Source organism: Umezakia ovalisporum Ak1311, from assembly GCF_029891685.1.
Classification (GTDB): Bacteria; Cyanobacteriota; Cyanobacteriia; order Cyanobacteriales; family Nostocaceae; genus Umezakia; species Umezakia ovalisporum.
In genome coordinates this window covers 22,426-40,397 of sequence record NZ_JANQDJ010000087.1, presented here as the reverse complement: position 1 = coordinate 40,397, position 17,972 = coordinate 22,426, and the positions used below count along the sequence as shown (strand labels likewise).

The 17,972-nt window shown below is 40.8% G+C and carries 11 protein-coding genes; 4 read left to right on the top strand and 7 right to left on the bottom strand.

The window, feature by feature from the left end:
- Window positions 1-366 precede the first annotated feature (366 nt).
- The gene (locus tag NWP25_RS17690) at window positions 367-1,371 is read left to right on the top strand and encodes a hypothetical protein (RefSeq protein ID WP_280650199.1); all 1,005 of its coding nucleotides are present in this window, start codon (window positions 367-369) and stop codon (window positions 1,369-1,371) included.
- Between the two features lie 56 nt (window positions 1,372-1,427).
- Here the strand turns inward: NWP25_RS17690 and NWP25_RS17685 are convergent, their stop codons facing one another.
- The 6 genes from NWP25_RS17685 to NWP25_RS17665 all read right to left on the bottom strand — a co-directional run bounded on the left by NWP25_RS17685 (window position 1,428) and on the right by NWP25_RS17665 (window position 10,576).
- Window positions 1,428-2,597 carry a homocysteine biosynthesis protein gene (locus tag NWP25_RS17685; RefSeq protein ID WP_280650198.1) on the bottom strand — a complete coding sequence of 390 codons (1,170 nt, stop codon included), beginning with the start codon at window positions 2,595-2,597 and terminating at the stop codon, window positions 1,428-1,430.
- A gap of 361 nt (window positions 2,598-2,958) precedes the next feature.
- A complete protein-coding gene (locus NWP25_RS18760) occupies window positions 2,959-3,276 on the bottom strand; it encodes a thioredoxin family protein (RefSeq protein WP_374913987.1) in 318 nt (105 codons plus the stop codon).
- A 248-nt stretch (window positions 3,277-3,524) separates the two neighbouring features.
- Window positions 3,525-6,596, bottom strand: coding sequence for an SMC family ATPase (locus tag NWP25_RS17680; RefSeq protein WP_280699903.1), 3,072 nt, complete (start codon window positions 6,594-6,596; stop codon window positions 3,525-3,527).
- A complete protein-coding gene (locus tag NWP25_RS17675) occupies window positions 6,583-7,764 on the bottom strand; it encodes an exonuclease SbcCD subunit D (protein ID WP_280650195.1) in 1,182 nt (393 codons plus the stop codon). The genes NWP25_RS17680 and NWP25_RS17675 overlap by 14 nt, the downstream gene beginning before the upstream one ends.
- Window positions 7,765-7,772: 8 nt before the next feature.
- Window positions 7,773-9,539 (bottom strand): ATP-binding protein, encoded by a 1,767-nt coding sequence (locus tag NWP25_RS17670; RefSeq protein ID WP_280650194.1) that lies wholly within the window; start codon window positions 9,537-9,539, stop codon window positions 7,773-7,775.
- Window positions 9,536-10,576 (bottom strand): DNA double-strand break repair nuclease NurA, encoded by a 1,041-nt coding sequence (locus NWP25_RS17665; protein WP_280699901.1) that lies wholly within the window; start codon window positions 10,574-10,576, stop codon window positions 9,536-9,538. Before NWP25_RS17665 ends, NWP25_RS17670 begins: the two co-directional genes overlap by 4 nt.
- Before the next feature lie 607 nt (window positions 10,577-11,183).
- Here NWP25_RS17665 and pheT point away from each other — a divergent pair.
- Together pheT and NWP25_RS17655 are read left to right on the top strand one after the other, a co-directional pair.
- Window positions 11,184-13,619, top strand: a complete 2,436-nt coding sequence (pheT, locus tag NWP25_RS17660; protein ID WP_280650192.1) for a phenylalanine--tRNA ligase subunit beta — start codon at window positions 11,184-11,186, stop codon at window positions 13,617-13,619.
- A gap of 217 nt (window positions 13,620-13,836) precedes the next feature.
- Window positions 13,837-14,106, top strand: coding sequence for a YciI family protein (locus NWP25_RS17655; protein WP_280650191.1), 270 nt, complete (start codon window positions 13,837-13,839; stop codon window positions 14,104-14,106).
- Between the two features lie 480 nt (window positions 14,107-14,586).
- Here the strand turns inward: NWP25_RS17655 and NWP25_RS17650 are convergent, their stop codons facing one another.
- The gene (locus NWP25_RS17650) at window positions 14,587-14,778 is read right to left on the bottom strand and encodes a hypothetical protein (RefSeq protein ID WP_280650190.1); all 192 of its coding nucleotides are present in this window, start codon (window positions 14,776-14,778) and stop codon (window positions 14,587-14,589) included.
- Window positions 14,779-15,435: 657 nt separating this feature from the next.
- On the opposite strand from NWP25_RS17650, the gene NWP25_RS17645 reads away from it, so the two are divergent.
- On the top strand, window positions 15,436-17,964 hold the full coding sequence (locus NWP25_RS17645; RefSeq protein WP_280650189.1) for a mannose-1-phosphate guanyltransferase: 2,529 nt from the start codon (window positions 15,436-15,438) through the stop codon (window positions 17,962-17,964).
- Window positions 17,965-17,972 lie beyond the last annotated feature (8 nt).

Sequence of the window (17,972 nt, the reverse complement as noted above, 5' to 3'; positions counted from 1 at the left end):
TCAAACGACATGATCATTGACATAAATTGGAAAGGGAAAAATTTCCAAAACCTTGCGGAATACCGTCAATAGCCTGTGAATTTTATAACAATTAACTATTCACATTGCCAAAATAAGTGATGACTTTAGGAGGAGTCGTCAGAATTGTACTTATGATATGCTTCCGAAACTAGTGTAAAGGCTCTAAGTTACATTAGTTTATTAATGGAAATGTAGGGTCTTTACTATTGTATTGGAGTCTGTGGTGTAGGTTTGTGAAGAGCTAACATCGTTCTATCAACCGCACAAACGCTTTACAAACGCTTTATTTTTGATTGCTTTCGTAAAATCCCATAATGGGATGTGTCTCCGCCGCAAGGAGTTTTTATGAATTCCGACCTGATGCCTTCGTCCGAATCTTCCAATTCTTCTGCTCACTATCAGTCTCAAAACCATAAAGAAGCAGCTGCTAATGTTCATGCAGTAGCAGTGCAGTCTTCTCAGGGGGAAAAGTCCTCCGTTAACTCTAGGGAAAACAACTCGAATGGAAATTTAAGTCATCGCCTTCAACCGATTCCGCCTCCCAGCGAACCAATGCAGTACAGGGCTATCGGGTTAGTCCGGGGTCGCTACATTGCCAGCGATGAACAGTTTACTCAAGGTACATTGGTAACGAAGGATGGTGTGGATCTCAATGCCGTCCTCCTCGGCCGAATTATGAGCTTAGTCAAGAATCACCTGGATTTAGAACAAGATCATTTGTGGGTAGTTTATCCACGCACACGGCAAGAAAACGACGCTTTACACCTACAAATTGTTGGGGTTTGGGAGCCAGAAAATTTGGCTAAACCTCCCAGAGACGAGAACGAACAAAATTCGGAATCGCAAAAGTTACGGACAACCAATACTCATGTACCGGAGAACGAAGAAGAATCTACAAGTGAACTAATATCTTCTTCGGAACTTCCTGATGGTAGTTTTTCCATTCGGGGCGAAGTAGTTTACCAGTCTTTTGATGCTCAGAGTTTAGTGGTCAAAATCAAGCAATCTCCTCGTAAATCTACTGATAAAGCCAAATATTTTAAGTTGAAACTCCGGGGGGTACTGACTACTAAAGCGGTGGGCAAGTTCTGGGATTTTCAAGCCAGGCGGGAAGCTGACGCATTAGTAGTAGAAAAAGCTGAAGCGATCGCGGAGTTGCCCAAAAAACGCAAACCACAGTTCAAAGGCAGCCCTCGTGGTGGTGGCAAGAAACCATTTCCCCGTAAACGTATTGGGGAAACCCCGAAACCAATTAAGAAGCTAATGGCTGAACCATCCGCAGTATCGAAACCTATACCAAAAGCCCCTCTGCCTAAGCCCATTAAACGGTCAAAACCAACCCAGTTATAATAAAGATTAGGGGGGAGAAAGCGGGGGAAGAAGCTTCTCAACCGTCATCCCCGTTCTTAAAAGTCCTGCCAGCGATCTTGGGGTAAAAATGATCGTTCCATTGGAATTGGGGCGACCGGTTCTGTGAGGGTAAAAGTACCTGCGGAAATCAGTTGTTTTAATTCTGTGGCAATTTGCCGAGAAAAAAACATACTGGCTAAGGGCGCAACCCTCACAGTTTTGCCGTCAATGGTGATCCGCCCAGACTTGAGTTGGGCGTAACTCACCAAACCAAAGGTGGGACGGACACGCCTAGGAATAGAAAAATCTACGATGGGCGCTACCAAGTCTTTATCTTGGATTGCACAATATTTAACTACTTCTTCGTTTAATACTGGCAGTGGTACACCCACACCCAACATTAACGACGGGCCATAGCTTTTAAAGTAACAGCCTCGCACCCAATGGGCATCCATTTGCTTGGCATCGCCGATTAAAGCTAAAGTAGCAGCCGGGCCAATAGGTGTACCATTGGGCAAACGCTTTTGTAAGGGGAAGTGTTGAGTTCCTTCCCAAGCAACATAGCCAACACCCCCACCTAAAAAAATGCGTGTGCCAATACCAATTAGTTTTAAATCCGGATCATTCAGTAGGGGGGAAATGGCTCCAGGATTAGAATAAACGGCATTTCCCAAACCTGGTTGTAAAGGGCCAAGATAAGTAAACAGGGGGCGATCGCCTCCGTTAACGCCGACAATGAAGTTTTGGTAAAGATTACGGGGATTAAATAAATAAAACTGATTGATGGTGTCACGGGTAATAGTGGTTTCAAAGGTTGCCCGTGGATAACAATCTGTTACTTGTCCTTGTGCTTTAACCTGTACAGATTTACCAGCAATCAAATTTTCAATTACATGACCACCACCATGTTCTCGGACTTCTTCACCATCCATTACATCTACAGGACAACTAGCACCTAAGTATAAATCCACTGCCCCAAATCCTGGGTAGGCTGGTACGCCATCTATCCAACAGCGGCGAATTTTAATTGGTGGGTCAGTTTGTCCGAGGTTAATAATGGCACCACTAGATTCCATTGGCTCAAATGTACCGGTGGTAATGACATCAATTTCTTTTGCTGCTTGACTGATACTAACTTCGGCGACTCGTGCTTTTAGTTCTTCTACAGTCAATACTACTGCACGTTGGCGGCGGATTTTTTCGTTAATTTCGGCAATTGTTCGCATTTATATATAGGTACTATTTACACAAGAGTCACAACAATAATTTCTTGTAGGTTGTGTCAGAGAGCAAATATAAATTAGGCTTTAAAAGGTTATGCAGTGTGACACAGCCCACTGGTGTGCTAGTTTTGAGCGAACTTAGAGTTGAACGAGGGCTTGCTGAAAAAGTCATTGAGTAGTGGTCAGGAACAGGAAACTAGAAACAGGCAACATTTTCCCCTGATTGGTACCAATTTTTTATTCCAAAAGATTGGCAATACAAGGTTTTTCAGCCCCATTTCCCCATGGCCTTCCACAATCCTTGGGCAAAAGGTCCTAAAAATATGATTAAACAAAATTTTCACGCTTATTCAGCATCCCAGCATTAGGAATGAGCAAAAAAACCTTGAATTAGTTCAGAGTTTGCATATTTTTTCTTAAAAAAATCACGGATATCATGAGAGAATATGTTTTCATCCAATTTTCCAATAGCCCGGCCTTTACAGAAAAAAATCAGGGTGGGTGGTTCAGTCGATATACCCAAATTTTCCATCAGTTCAGGACTTTCGTCCATGTCACACTGTCCGAAGCGGAGAAACTTGTTTGTTCTTTCGATTTCCGCCAGTATAGGAAGATTTTGCTTGCACAGTCCAGACAAAGTAGTATGAAGAAATACTACAATTGGTGTATCAGTCTTCCCAATCTATAGTTTCAAAATTGTCGCTATTGATTTGGATCATCAGTTTCCTCCGTATGATTAAACGAAAATATTCTCATGGTAACAATACCATTAATGATGGATAAATATTACTCCCCTTGGGGACTGAGTTGGGCTAGTTCATGTTACCCAGTCGTAACTCGGCTTGTTTTAGGGTTGTGGCGATGGCTTTTGCTAGTAAAATAGGTTCGCTGATGACTTGGGCGGTTTCAATGGTAGTATTTTGATGTTTTTTAAGGAGATTTAATCAGATTTTTACCAGCAGTGATTTGAATTTGTTCATTAATGATCCGAGAGCCTTCTGGAAACTTTTCTACTTTAATTTGCGTTCCTAACTCTTCTCCTAGAGCATGAACATGAGTAATTACCCCCACTAATTTGTCTTGCTGACCCAAAGATTGTAGGACAGTTGAGACGCTTTGCAGGGTTTCAGCATCTAATGTTCCAAATCCCTCATCTATAAATAGACTGCCTAACTTAGCTCCTCTTGATAGCTTTTCTGAGAGTGCTAAAGCCAGGGATAAAGAAGCCGCAAAGGTTTCACCACCGGATAGCGTCTGTACCCGTCTTTTTTCGCCACCACTCCAATTATCTTCTACATGGTATTCTTTATTGTCATATTTTAAGGCATATCGCTGTTCTGTAAGTTCTCGCAGAAACACTGTTGCTTGTTCTACTAACTCCTGCTCAAAATGTTGAAGAATATAGGCTTGAAAACGATCTGATTTTAACTCTTTGGATAATATAAGATAAGTTTCTAAATCTTGCTCTTTGCTGGATAGTTGACCTTGTAATTTCTCTGCTTGCTCTCGCTGGTCTTCAGCTTTAGTAATCGAAAGTTTTAAATTGTTGTATTCATCTTGTGATTGCTTAAGCTTTTCTTCCGCAGTAACAACAGACTTTTTATGTTGGGCAATTATTTCAGGATTTGTTGTTTTATTGTCGATTTCTTTAGTTTCTTGGGTGACAAGAGTTTCTAACTTAAGTTTTTTATTGTCGTATTCTGTAATTTGCTGCTGCCATTTATTTTGTACTTCTGGTGATGATTTGCTTTCTTCAAACATTGCTTCTGTAAAGTTTTCTGATGACAAACGAGTTTGCCATTCATCTTCTATTTGTACTTTTGCATTAGAAGCTAAATCAAAGTCTTCTCGTACTTTTAAATCATTTTGTTGGGATTGCATAAATTCATCACGAGCGCATTGATAAAACTTATGTGCCTGCTGAAGACGATTATCTGAATCTTGTTTAGATTGTTCTAGTTTTCGGACTAAATTCTCGTAAGAATCACCACCAGTAAGTTTTGAAAGTTTGTCTGATATTTCCTGAAGTTGTGTTTTTTGGCGTTCTACTTCATTTGCTGCATCTTGATGCTGGGCTTGGGTATCTGATAACTTATCTTTGGCAAATTTCAACTTTTGTTCACTTTTATTAACTTCCTCATCTGCTTTATCTTTTTTGATTAAATATTCCTGATATTTAGTATCCCTTTCATGTAGTGTTTTGCATTCCTTCTGAAGCGCCTGAACATCCCATGTATCTGTTTTTAATATGGCAATAATTTTTTGTGTTTCTGCCTGCAATTCGACTTCTTTAGCTGCTAATATTTGGAGGTATTCGATTTCTTGTTTATTTAGTTCATCTCTTGTAGTTTCAGCTTTAGTTTTGGCATCAGCAGCTTTTTGACGGTTTTTCTCAGCAGTCTGAGCGCGTTTTTCTAATGCTTTAATATCCTCTGAAGATTCTAGTTGTGGTAATAAGTTATCTTGTGGGTATACTCCACCGCAAACAGGACAATCGTCACCCGTATGGAGCAATGCTCGTAAAGCAGAGGCATAATTTTGTTGTGTAGCAGTATCTAATTTAGCACGAATTTTTTCACATTCTTCTATGGATTTTTTGAGATTTAAAATAGCACACTGATAATCATTATCGGCAGTTTTTAATTGTTGGGTGATTTGTTGCAGTTTTGAGCGATCGCTTTCGACTTGCTTTTGAATGCCTTCCCATTTAATTAATAGTGGGTTAACTTGATTAAGCTGCTCTAGCCTTGTGCCACCAGGGGAATATTGAGAAAGTTCATTTTTAGCTTCAGTGAATATCTGATTTTTCTCCGCTAATTCGGTTTCAGCATTTTTTACCGCTTTGTTGGACTCAGTTACAAGTTTGATTTTGTCAGCTAATATTTTTTCCAACCGTTTTACTTCATCGTTAATTCCACGCTCCTGTTCTTCATAGATTTTGGCAGCATTAAGAGCTTCTTCTTGCTGTTTTAGCTGTGGTGCGATTTTAGCTTGATCAGCTTGTACTTGACTTAAATTATCCTCCTGCTTTTTCAAAGCATATTCTTTATCAATCAAAGCTTTAGCAGCATTCTCAGCAGCAATTTTGGTGTCATTATAACGAGTACGAGCAGAATTTACTGATGTCCAAGTGGCTGATAGGCGATCGCAAACTCGCCCTTGTTCTAATTGCCGCTTTAAAACACTTATTTCTGTAGTTTGTGTATTTAATTCCTCAAGTTCCCGTCGCAAATCTGATAAATTTTGAAGACGCTGAAATAATTTAATTTCTGTCTCTAAAGCTGTTTTTTTATTGGCAATTGCTTCATTTAACCGTGGTAATTCTTGTTCTAGAAAATGAGAGCGATCGCGTTGATAATTTAATTCTATATCTGATACCAAATCACCCATATTTATTAGCTGTTGTTGAATACTATTGTATTCACCTTTAATAAAATTAGCTTTATTTTCAGCCTCTTGACGCATAGCTGGAAAAATCTTTTCGTATCCAGCCAAGTGACTTAATATCTTTCGTCGGTCAGCACCTTTGCCTTTAAGAAATTCATCAAATTGTCCTTGAGGTAGGAGGATAACTTTTGTAAAAGTCTCAAAATTCATCCTCAAAATATTCTCAATAGTAGCATTAATATCTGCTTCCTTTTGTTCTCCTAAAGGTTGCCAATCGTTTTGAATACGCTTTTCTAACTTGAAATTCACCTGAGGTGGTTTATCAAGATTGCGATATAACCACGAGCGAAAAACTTGATATTCAAAGTTGTCTACCAAAAAGCGTAATGATACCTGTAATTTTGAACTACCCTGACTCAGTAATTCTTTGGGTTGAGTCTTGCCGCTAAATCTTGCTACCTTTCCATAAAGTGCCAAAGTCATGGCATCGAGCAAAGAAGATTTACCCGCACCAGTAGGTCCAGTAATAGCAAATAACTCCAGTTGCTCAAAATTAATGTTGTTCTTATTACGAAAACTGGTAAAACCTTCTACAGTTAGTTCAAGTGGTCGCATCTTGGGTTTCCTTTATTTCCTTGTATAGTTCCTCAAACTTTGCCACAACAGCAGGAGTAGGTGTTGTGTTTAATTCTTCTTGGAAGTAGCGTTTAAATTCTTCTATTGGATCAAACTCTTCCTGGTTTACAGATTTTTGCTGATTTGACTTAACTTCTGGATAACGCGGCTGGATTTGCAATACTTTATCACCACAAATTTTGCGAATTTTGTCAGTTAATCCCGGTTGAGGTGTTTGCAGGTTGATGATTACCTTGAGATAACCAGAATAATCCTGGTATGGTTCTAATTTTTCTTCATAATCACTCAATTCACATTCGATTATATGCAAAGGTTTTTGACAGGGAATAGATATAAACTCAGGTTTTTTCGCAGGAGAACCAGGCTCAACATCAATTAAATAAAATCCCTTATCTTCCCCAGCTTCACCAAAGTCTACTTGAATCAAAGAACCGGAATAGTAAGTAGGAGCCGCAACGGGAATTTGTTGAGGTTTATGGATGTGTCCGAGAGCAATATACTGAGCTTCAGCAGGTAGGCTTTGTCCAGCCAATGCATAGGTTTCTTTGGTGTGATGACGAGCTTCGGATTGAGCTAACCTAGCACCATCAATAGTGAGATGAGCCATGAGGATATTCACACTGTCATCTTGAAAACCAGTGGCTAACTTGTTGAGCAAGTAGCCTACCCTTTCTCTGTAGTGGTTTATTTGGTCTAACTCGTCCATTGTCCACAGATTCTCAACTGTTAACAGTCGCCGTTCTGAAGCAAAAGGCATAGCAGCTACACGCAGTTTGCCGTTAGAGGTTTCTAAAGAGATTAAACCCCCTTGGTTAACGCGACGAGGTTTCCCTAAAATCTGCACGCCAGCTAAAGCTAAAAGATTAGCTATACCATCAAAGCGGGAGGCGGAATCATGATTGCCAGCGATGGCTATTGCAGGAATTTTGGCGGTTTGTAACCCTTTAAAAAACTGATAGGCAACTCTCTCGGCCTCTGGTGGGGGATTAGAAGTTTCAAAAATATCCCCTGCAATTAACACCGCATCAACTTCTAATTCTTGGGCTTGTCGCAAAAGTTCCTTAAGAGCAAATTCAATTTCCGGGGTGCGCTCCTTTCCTTTGAGATTACGCCCTAAATGCCAGTCAGATGTATGAATTAAACGCACGATTCCTCCTAAAAACGATCAATATCAGTTTCGATAATGGCAATTTCTGCTTGGCTCAGAAACACTTCCTCTTTGCGTGTCGCATAGGCTGGGAAGGGGAAATTAACCAAGATTGGTGCGGGGACTTCTGGCTGATGCACAAACATCGTGCCAGATTTAAGAAATAAAGCTCGTTTGCGACAAGAACCAGTCAGAAAGTTGTATTCAGGGCGTTCTGCTTCTGCTGAATCTAACCTGCCTACAACACGGATAGCTGCTTGTCCAACAACACGCCGTTCAACTTCTGAAGCTGTTTGCTGTGCGCCAATTAATATGATTCCCAAAGAGCGCCCCCGTTCTGCAATGTCTACCAGCAAATCTTTAATTGGGCTACGTCCATCGCGGGGGGCATATTTATTTAACTCGTCCAAAACGATGAAAACAACAGGTTCTCTACCTTGTTTTTCTTTTTGAAAAAATAGCTTTTGGAGTAAGACACCCACAACAAATTTTTGAGCGCGGGCGGTGAGTTTGTGAATATCCGTCACGGTTAATTGAGCATCTGAAGCTAGTGGATTGAGTTTATATTTAGCAACTTCATCTGGTGATAAATCACCTCTTATTAAATGACTAACTTCACTACTGATACCGTACAAACGTCGAATCATGGCTTCAGCAGTAGCTGGTGCATTTCGACCTAACCAGCGTCGGTTTTCTTCTCTATCTTCGTCATTGAGAAGTTTATCTTCTAAAAAGTCGATTAAATCTCTAAAAGTTTTAATTTTTGTTTTGTTATGTTCCCCAAATGCTTCTACTTCTAAATAAGCTTGGAGTTTATGCCGCCGCTTCCTATCACTCTCATCATTTTCTTCTGCTAGTCGTGCTAATCGTTCTTCCACTGTTGTCACTAAGTAAGATAAATTTCCCCTGTCTAAATCTTCTCCCGTGAACAAGAAGCGAAATAGGCGTTCGCGGCACAGTTCCCGGAGACTCCACAAATACACTGATATCCCTTCAGAACGCTGTTCTAAATCAGAGTCAACCGTCTGGGAATCTTTTTTGGGAGCAGCACGAAAACTTGTACTTTTAAAAGGTTGTATGGGTAATTTTAAGATTTCATATTTATTTTTATTTTGGTCACTTATAGAATCACCATAAATTTGATTGAGCTTGTCTAAGAAGAATAAATCCTCTCCTTTGACATTAAAAATTAGTGCTTTGGTATTAGCTTTATAAGAACCTAAAACAGGAGAATTGAAAATAGAGTATAACAGGAACAAAGCATAAGATGTTTTGGTAGCAACTCCAGAAACACCGGAGATATTCACATGAGCGCCTTTCTCGCCATTAATAAATGAATAGTTAAAATAAGCTGCATTACCGTTATTCATAATACCAGCCGGAATCGGGGTATCCATGCTCTCAAAATATAAAGCCGATGCTAATTGCTTATCTACAGCTAGGTAAACTTTATCGCCTGGTTGTGGGGGTAAATATTCTTCTGGTTCAATTCTTGTGACTTGAACGTGAGCAGTATAAGAAATATTGATGGGTAAAGTCCCCTTTTTCGCTACTAATAAAGTATCAGTATCAAACTGGGCTCCTTCGTATTGAGTGCGAACATAGTCAACTACCCCATAAAAGTGAACTTTCCTATTATTATCAGGACGATGAGTTTCCACTTCTACAACATCATCTAAGCGCAAAACTTTTTCCGAGTCTACTGCTATCCAAAATTCTAAAGGAGTAGCTTCTTGAGTACCAAGCACGTAACCAATTACTTCAGAAGATGTCATTTATTCCCTCCAACAGATGCCAAAAAGTTTTGTAATCGCCGTTTAATTAATGTTGCGTCTCCCATACGTCTACCTAATTCCCGTTCTAAAGCACCAACAGGTGCAAGGTTCTGTGGAGCGCGAGGGTCTTTTGAGGGATGAGAAGCATAATAGGGGATTAAATAGCAAGTTTGATTTGCTATTTCTGTTGCTCTGTCTATGCCATTTTTTATAGATAACTCCAGCCGGACAATACCATGTAAATCGTGATAGCCAAGTTGTTTATTGAAATGTTGATAACTACCAGATTTTAAATACCATGAATACTGGTATCTATTTTTCAATTTAATTTCAAAAATAGGTGTGCGCTGTCCTGGCAACAATTTCCATAGGAAAGGGGCATATTTTTCAGGTAGGTATTGTCTATGCATTGTTTTGACATAGCCCAAGGTAAGAACTGGGGATTCATATCGCAATGATCCATCACGAATTACCAAGGTCTCTGCATCTTTTATGTCTAGTTTGCCTACTAGCTTTTCTTCTGCTTTCAACATGGCTGTTTCGACAATTGCCCCCCGTGCTGCTGGGGTATTGTCAAATTTATCGTTAAATGCTTTGTAAAATAATTTTGATTTGCTTCCAAAAGGGCAAGGAATGGCTGTTGATACAGCTTCTTGTTCTCCACCAAACCCTATAACTCGGTGAATATCAATTTCTGGATCGAGATAACTCGCTTTAGGAATAGTTCTATCTATTACCACAGCACCCACAGCGATTGTGCCAAAAACACCGTAGGTTATTGTGTTGCCTTCACCACCTATGAGGGCTGCATCTAGCCGCAGCCGCCCGTCGGTAAAGATAAGGCGATTAGGTAGCAATGGCGGCTCTTGAGATTCAAAACTATCCCAATTATCAGTTTCTACTGTAGGGTTAACTTCGCTTTCTGAGAGCGCAAGTTCCTCGTTAATTTGAATTTGTGGTTCATAGTCATTACCCCAGGGTTCGAGGCGAAAGTTATGCGATCGCCAAAAGTTATTTACATGATTGTTCTCCAGCATTATTTTCAAGTTTGAAGTTTCAAATTTGAACAGTAAAGCCAGTAGAAAAAACACTTAAGTATGACGTTATAATAAAGTACAATTTGATGTTGATATGCCATCGCTTACGGTGATTTATCTCTTGCTGTTAAAACTTAGTATTGTTGTCAAGCTGCGGTTAAATTCCTTAAGTTCAAATCATCTCTTTATTTGTGTAATACATATGTACTAAACCTATATGTAATTCATTCCTAGATTATACAGATGGCTGGAAGAACCCTTATCCAATCAATACAGTATGCAAATTTACTGCCTCAACTCATACATAGGCTGTCATAGTGCTTTTAGTTTTTAACTGTGGGGGTGTGGTGGGCTAGGGACTTTAGTCACGGCTCTAAAAACCAATTTAATGAATATCAATTTCAATGCATAATGTACTCAGGAACCGATAGAGATGTTGCGGCCGCTCTGGTAGTCTCTATAGGCGGACTTGCAGCCGTGAGACACACGGTCAAGATGTTTGCTGAGGGTAAATTCATTGGAGTCCCTGTGAAGCAAGAATCCCCCGGCTTTTGGCCGTGGGGAGTGTCAAAGTAATCGGCAATATTTCAACAAACAAGCACACTCCATGCGTATTTCTCTAAATTGGTTGCGGGAACTGGTAGAAATTAAACTTAGTCCAGAAGAATTAGCTGAAACCCTTACATTGGCTGGGTTTGAAGTAGAAGATATTGAAGACCGCCACAGTTGGGCTAATGGCGTAGTGGTGGGGAAAGTGCTTGAGCGTGAACCCCACCCCAACGCTGATAAATTAAGTGTTTGTCAGGTGGATATCGGGGGATCTGAGACTTTAAATATTGTCTGCGGTGCGCCCAATGTCCGGGCTGATATTTATGTAGCAGTGGCAACTACAGGGACTTATTTACCCAACATAGATTTAAAAATTAAACCTGCAAAACTACGCGGTGTTCCATCCCAAGGTATGATCTGCTCTTTAAAGGAACTGGGTTTACCCAGTGATGTAGACGGAATTCATATTTTTTCCCAAGAAAATCTGCCTTTGGGTAGTGATGTGCGTCCCTTGTTGGGTTTAGACGATGTAATTTTAGACGTAACCGCCACCGCTAATCGTGCTGATGCTCTTTGTATGGTGGGAATAGCCCGGGAAGTTGCAGCTTTAACTGGTGGAAAATTAAACATTCCTTTACCTGAAGCCATATTAGTTCCAGGAACTGGGGGTAATTTAGGATTAAAAATTGCTGACCACCACGCTTGTCCGGCTTATATTGGCACGGTAATTGAAGAGGTGAAAATTGCTCCTTCTCCTGATTGGTTGCAAGAGCGTTTACGAGCTGCTGGGGTGCGACCGATAAATAATGTTGTGGATATCACTAACTATGTATTGTGGGAATGGGGACAACCCCTCCACGCTTTTGACAAAGATTGTTTACACTCTGTTGCTGGTAGTGAAGTTTTAACTATTGGTGTTCGCTTCGCTAGTTCTGGGGAATCTTTGAAAACCTTAGATGGGCAAACTCGCAATTTATCACCCCACAATTTGTTGATTACGGCCAATAATAAACCAGTTGCACTCGCAGGAGTGATGGGTGGAGAAGAAACCGAGGTTGATAACACTACTCAAAATTTAGTTTTAGAGGCAGCATTATTTGATTCTGTGGTCATTCGCCGTTCTTCCCGGAATGTTGGGTTAAGAAGCGAGGCTTCGGGAAGATATGAACGGGGGGTTAACCGGGCTGAATTGGAAATAGCCTGTAACCGCGCTTTATCACTTTTGAGGGAACTGGCTGATGGGGTAATTGTACAACAGGTCGTTGCTGATACTCGCCCAGACTCCTCTACTTGGAGTCGTTCTATTATCCTGCGTCTAAACCGAGTTAATAGGGTTTTAGGACCTGTGGATTTGGGAGAGGAAACAGGAGAAATTACAGAAGCAGATGTTGAGCGCATTCTTTCTGCGTTGGGTTGTCAGGTTACTCCTGGGAGTGAAGGAACTTGGACGGTTACAGTACCGCCTTATCGTTACCGCGATTTAGAACGGGAAATTGATTTAATTGAAGAAATAGCCCGTTTATATGGCTATGATAATTTTTGTGATACTTTACCAGATAAATCCGAGGCTGGTTATTTGCCTGTAGATCAAGAATTAATCCGCCAGTTACGTGCTTTTATGCGAGCTGAAGGATTGACGGAAGTTATGCATTATTCTTTGGTGAAACCAGGAAATGATAGACAGATAGTCTTGAGTAATCCTTTATTTGCTGAATATTCAGCACTCCGGACTGATTTGATTTCAGGATTGATTGATGCTTTTCAATATAATTTGGAGCAAGGAAATGGTTCTCTCAATGCTTTTGATATGGGGCGCATTTTCTGGCAAGAAGAAGAGGGTTTGCAAGAAACCGATGCGATCGCTGGTATTATGGGGGGTGACATTTCACTAGGCAGATGGTCAAGAGGTAGCGCTGAACAGCCCATGACCTGGTTTGATGCTAAAGGTATTTTGGAAAGTGTCTTCGCTGCACTTAAGTTAAAGGTAGAATATCAACCTGATTGTCGTGATGAACGCTTACATCCAGGACGCACTGCTTCTTTGTGGGTGGGAGGTAACAGACTTGGTATTTTTGGACAACTTCATCCGCAATTGCGACAAGGTCAGGGTTTACCTGATTCTGTGTATGTGTTCCAATTAGATGTAAATGTGCTGTTGGATGCTTTGGATGAAGATGAAATTTTAGTTCCTACTTTTCATCGTTATTCTACTTACCCAGCCTGCGATCGCGATATTGCTTTTTTCGCACCAGTAAATGTCTCTGTGGCAGAAATTGAAAAATCTATTAATAAGGCTGCAAAGGGTCTGCTGGAATCTGTGGAATTGTTTGATGAGTATCGTGGTGAAAATGTACCGGAAGGGCAACGCAGTTTGGCGTTTCGTTTAGTATATCGTGGTGGCGATCACACTCTCAGCGATGCAGAAGTAGAACCTGTACACAATAAAGTCCGCGAGGCTTTGGTAGAAAAATTTGGCGTTAACCTCAGAAGTTAGTCAACACAAGTTGGAGGTTTTGAAGATCAAAACCTCCAATTCTTACTGGAATTTCTATGTAGTGTGATAACTTATTTTTTTTATTTGGCATAATTAGATAGTCTTATTCATGAACTCTATGAGTGGTTATGTTTGACTATGTCTGATTATATTTTTGTTATTGTATCCACTAAAATAGTAGTATATGAAAATTGTTGCGTCGAGATAATCAGTAGTTATGCCTAAATACATCATGTGGGGGACTTACTGTGAAAACGTTTTAGAAAAACGCGCTCCTTACCGTCAAGACCACTTAGACGGATTAGCCAAACAAAAACAATCCGGTGTGCTCATCACTCTTGGCCCCACGAAAGATACTACCAAAGTTTTTGGGATTTATGAGGCTGAAGACGAAGCAATTGTACGCCAGTTGGTGGAAGATGATCCCTACTGGAAAAATGGCATCTGGATTGAATATTCAATTAAAGAATGGATTCAAGCCTTTTGAAAAAAGGAATGTTGAGTGCAGTGCTTACCCATAACTTGTTTAGGTAGAATCACTAAGCTTACCCTGTTTAGAAAAATGGGGATTTTTGAAGATTCTATAAACGAACTTTCTGAGGCTGAGTTAAATAGCCCCCATGGATTCCGCAGCGTTACAGTGTGCATTAATCTTGAAACCATTACAAGTTTTATATACTCCGGGACTAACTCGTTTTACCCTTGCTGTCCAACCTTGGGGTCTTTTAACGGAATTTAGGCATATTGTCACTACCGAGAAACCATGACTGAGAAGGATAAGATTCTTCTGTCTCAATGTTAGTTATTGGGAGCGAGTTTATTTGCCGTTGGCACTTCCTCCACTGACTAAAGCCAAGTGGGTTGAGTATCTTTGGGCGATTTTCCTGTGAAAGCAGTATAAAACAAAAGTGTGGACATTTTATTCTGGTTTTTCTGGGTTCTGCACATATTGTATAAGTTTATTGCATTAGCCTTTTAAAGCTCTTCTAAAGTTGCGACGATATGATTTGTTAGCGATAAATAAAGCTGGCCATAGCAGTGATAAGCCGAGGCGATTAGCTAAAGTTTGACTGAAATTAGTTCGTTCAAAGTTAGTCCATACTTTCCAAACACCAGCTACATAAACTACAACTACACCAAAAAAAAATAACTTAGTCATTGCTCTTGACTCCCTTAGTAAGTGACAGTATTTAAGCTAAGTTTTATCACTACATTTAATTATGCACTACTTACTGGCGTGGCAACAGCAAAACGGTGGATTATTTTACAAATAAAACCTTGCCCATTGCCTAGGGCAGTGCGCTGTGTACAATCAAAAAGCCATTAACACCAATGTCGGGACTAAGAATCATCCAACAACCATATTACACCCCCAAGCTGCTCAATTCCTCTTTTGAGTTACTGATGAATACATTCTCTAATTTTAGGGTAAGGGAGATTCTTGCCTGAAATGCAAAAAACAGCTAGTTATTATTGGCCAAAATGAAGTATTTCTTGCCACAATAGAACTTATAAGTGGGAAAGACCAATTTAACAACCCAATCTTCAATCAAAAACAGTTTTTTCTCTAGTATCCAGGAAAAAAGAGTCAGTTACCTTAAGCATCGGTAAAATAACTTGGTTACAGGCAGTTGCCTGTTTTAATAGCCTCTGAACCCAGAGGCAAAAGTAATGAGTAAATGTGCTTATTTCTTCTCAGATGCTTCTTAGGTCAGTTACTGAAACATTAATATCCATAGGAGACTAAAGAAAGAACATACAACACACTCTCACGGGTCTGTAAGCAGCAATTGCTGCAAGTAGCTAAGGAGAATTTATGCGTGCAGTACTGATGGCTGGCGGTTCGGGAACGCGGCTTCGCCCGTTAACTTGTGATCTGCCTAAACCGATGGTTCCTATTCTCAATCGGCCTATAGCCGAACATATCATCAATCTGCTCAAGCGGCATCAAATCACAGAAGTTATTGCTACATTGCATTACTTACCGGATGTCCTGCGAGATTACTTTCAAGATGGGAGCGACTTTGGCGTTCAGATGACTTATGCTGTGGAAGAAGACCAGCCCCTGGGGACAGCAGGTTGTGTGAAAAATATCGCTGAACTTTTAGATGAAACGTTTTTAGTGATTAGCGGTGATAGTATCACAGATTTTGACCTGACGGCAGCCATCGCATTTCACAAGGAAAAACGGGCAAAAGCTACATTGATTTTAACTAGGGTTCCCAACCCGATGGAATTTGGTGTGGTAATTACTGATGAGCAAGGAAGTATTAGCCGCTTCCTAGAAAAACCATCTACAAGTGAAATTTTTTCCGATACTGTGAACACTGGTATTTACATTCTTGAACCGGATGTATTGGATTATCTGCCATCTAATTGTGAAAGTGATTTTTCTAAGGATTTGTTTCCTTTAATGCTGGAAAGAGGTGAATCACTGTACGGTTATATTGCCCAGGGTTACTGGTGTGATGTGGGGCACTTGGATGCTTATCGGGAGGCTCAATATCATGCTTTGCAGCGTAAGGTCAATCTTGATTTTGCTTATCAAGAAGTTTCGCCTAATTTGTGGGTGGGGCAAAACACTTTTATCTCTCCCACTGCAATTATTGAGACTCCAGTCATGATTGGTGAAAATTGCCGTATTGGGGCTAGGGTTCAGATTGAGGCGGGAACCATCATTGGCGATAATGTCACCATTGGCGCTGATGCTAATCTCAAGCGGCCAATTTTATGGAATGGGTCAATTATTGGAGAGGAAGCACATCTGAGTGGCTGCGTGATTTCTCGTGGTACTCGTGTAGACCGTCGCGCTCATGTGTTAGAGGCGGCTGTGGTGGGTTCTCTTTCTACTATCGGGGAGGAAGCACAAGTTAGCCCTAACGTCCGGGTTTGGCCGAGTAAAAAGATTGAATCAGGGGCTGTTTTGAATATTAACTTGATTTGGGGTAACACTGCCCAAAGAAATTTATTTGGACAACGTGGTGTGCAAGGATTGGCGAATATTGATATCACCCCAGAGTTTGCGGTGAAGTTGGGGGCTGCTTACGGTTCCACACTCAAACCACGTTGTAAGGTCACTGTTTCTCGTGACCAGCGCAATATTTCTCGCATGGTTACCCGCTCGTTAATTGCTGGTTTGATGTCTGTGGGTGTTGATATTCAAAACCTTGATGCTACGGCTATCCCCATAGCGCGGACAGTGATACCCACAATGTCGGTAACGGGTGGGATTCATGTCCGGGTACACCCGGATCGCCCTGACTATATCTTGATTGAATTTATGGATAATAAGGGCATAAATATCACTAAAGCACAAGAGAAGAAAGTTGAAGGTGCTTATTTTAAAGAAGATATGCGGCGATCGCAAATTCATGAAGTTGGTGATGTGTCTTATCCTAGTCAAGTAATTGAACGCTATTGTACAGCATTTGAAAAGCTGCTAAATGTTGATACGCTCCGCAATAGTCGAGCAAAGGTGGTAATTGACTATGTTTATGCTGTGTCTGGGGCAGTTTTACCACTGATGTTAGATAAATTTGGGGCAGATGCAGTGGTGTTGAATGCTAGCGTTAATAAGTCAGCTATGTCAGTTACTGATCGCGAAACGCTGTTGACTCAGCTCGGTCATGTAGTTGAGGCGTTAAAAGCTAACTTTGGTGTGCAAGTGTCCGCAAATGGGGAACAGTTAATTTTAGTTGATGAATCAGGTTTTCCCATTCGGGGGGAAATTTTAACGGCACTGATGGTAGACATGATATTAACATCTAACCCCAGGGGCACAGTGGTTGTGCCTGTTCATGCTTCCAGTGCTGTGGAACAGGTGGCCCGTCGTCACGATGGGAGGGTGATTCGTACTAAGGCAAATCCTACAGCTTTAATGGAAGCTTGTCAAAAAAATCCCAATGTCGTCTTAGGTGGTAGTGGAGATACTGGTTTTATTTTCCCCCATCTGCATCCGGGATTTGATTCTATGTTTTGCATTGCCAAGTTAATTGAAATGCTGACTATTCAAGAGCGCTCCCTCGCCACAGCGCGTTCAGAATTACCCCGTGTAGTTCACAAAAGTTATACAGTCCGTTGTCCTTGGACTGCAAAGGGGGCGCTCATGCGTTATTTAGTGGAAACACACCCAGCCCAAAATCTAGAGTTAATTGATGGGGTGAAGATTTGTCAACCTTACGATGATAGTTGGCTATTAGTTTTACCAGATGCTAGTGAGCCTTTAGTACATTTGTATGCGAACAGTAATGATCGTGATTGGGTAGATGAAACTTTAAGAAATTACCGCACCCGTGTTCAAACTTTTGTGGAAAGACAACAAGAACAGCAACCAGCCGAAGTTTAAATTTTGCT

Excerpts from the sequence above, each read along its gene's own strand:
- NWP25_RS17670 (WP_280650194.1), bottom strand. The coding sequence starts at position 9,539 with ATGACATCTTCTGAAGTAATTGGTTACGTGCTTGGTACTCAAGAAGCT.
- NWP25_RS17680 (WP_280699903.1), bottom strand. The coding sequence starts at position 6,596 with ATGCGACCACTTGAACTAACTGTAGAAGGTTTTACCAGTTTTCGTAAT.
- NWP25_RS17665 (WP_280699901.1), bottom strand. The coding sequence starts at position 10,576 with ATGCTGGAGAACAATCATGTAAATAACTTTTGGCGATCGCATAACTTT.
- NWP25_RS17650 (WP_280650190.1), bottom strand. The coding sequence starts at position 14,778 with ATGACTAAGTTATTTTTTTTTGGTGTAGTTGTAGTTTATGTAGCTGGT.
- pheT (WP_280650192.1), top strand. The coding sequence starts at position 11,184 with ATGCGTATTTCTCTAAATTGGTTGCGGGAACTGGTAGAAATTAAACTT.
- NWP25_RS17655 (WP_280650191.1), top strand. The coding sequence starts at position 13,837 with ATGCCTAAATACATCATGTGGGGGACTTACTGTGAAAACGTTTTAGAA.
- NWP25_RS17685 (WP_280650198.1), bottom strand. The coding sequence starts at position 2,597 with ATGCGAACAATTGCCGAAATTAACGAAAAAATCCGCCGCCAACGTGCA.
- NWP25_RS17690 (WP_280650199.1), top strand. The coding sequence starts at position 367 with ATGAATTCCGACCTGATGCCTTCGTCCGAATCTTCCAATTCTTCTGCT.
- NWP25_RS17645 (WP_280650189.1), top strand. The coding sequence starts at position 15,436 with ATGCGTGCAGTACTGATGGCTGGCGGTTCGGGAACGCGGCTTCGCCCG.